At 66.1% G+C, this 469-nt stretch carries 1 protein-coding gene; it reads left to right on the top strand.

Annotation, left to right across the window (positions count from 1 at the left end; translation table 11 throughout):
* Positions 1–36: 36 nt before the first annotated feature.
* Positions 37–469 (top strand): extracellular solute-binding protein (locus AC066S_RS39230; RefSeq protein WP_478271966.1); only part of this gene is annotated, 433 nt, incomplete at its 3' end.

The following is a 469-nucleotide window of genomic DNA, read 5'->3' as shown; positions in this document are numbered from 1 at the left end:
GTGCCCGAGGCGAGCTTCGTCTCCGGCGAGTGCGCGATGATCAACACGTCGTCGGGCTTCTACGGCAACGTGGCCAAGAACGCCAAGTTCGCCTACGGCCTCGCTCCCCTGCCTTACTACCCGGACGTGCAGGGCGCGCCGCAGAACACCGTCATCGGCGGCGCCAGCCTCTGGGTGATGGCCGGCAAGAAGCCCGCCGAGTACAAGGGCGTGGCCGAGTTCTTCAAGTTCATCTCGACGCCCGAAGTGCAGTCGGCCAGCCACAAGCGCACGGGCTACCTGCCCGTGACGACGGCCGCCTACGAGCTGACCGAGAAGTCCGGCTTCTACAAGGAGCACCCGGGCACCGACGTCGCCGTGACGCAGATGATCCGCAAGGTGACCGACAAGAGCCGCGGCATCCGCCTGGGCAACTACGTGCAGATCCGCGCCATCGAGGACGAGGAACTCGAACAGGTCTGGTCCGGCA

The sequence above is a fragment of the Bradyrhizobium sp. CFUWI genome, from assembly GCF_056429085.1.
This window is presented reverse-complemented; position numbering and strand designations above follow the sequence as displayed.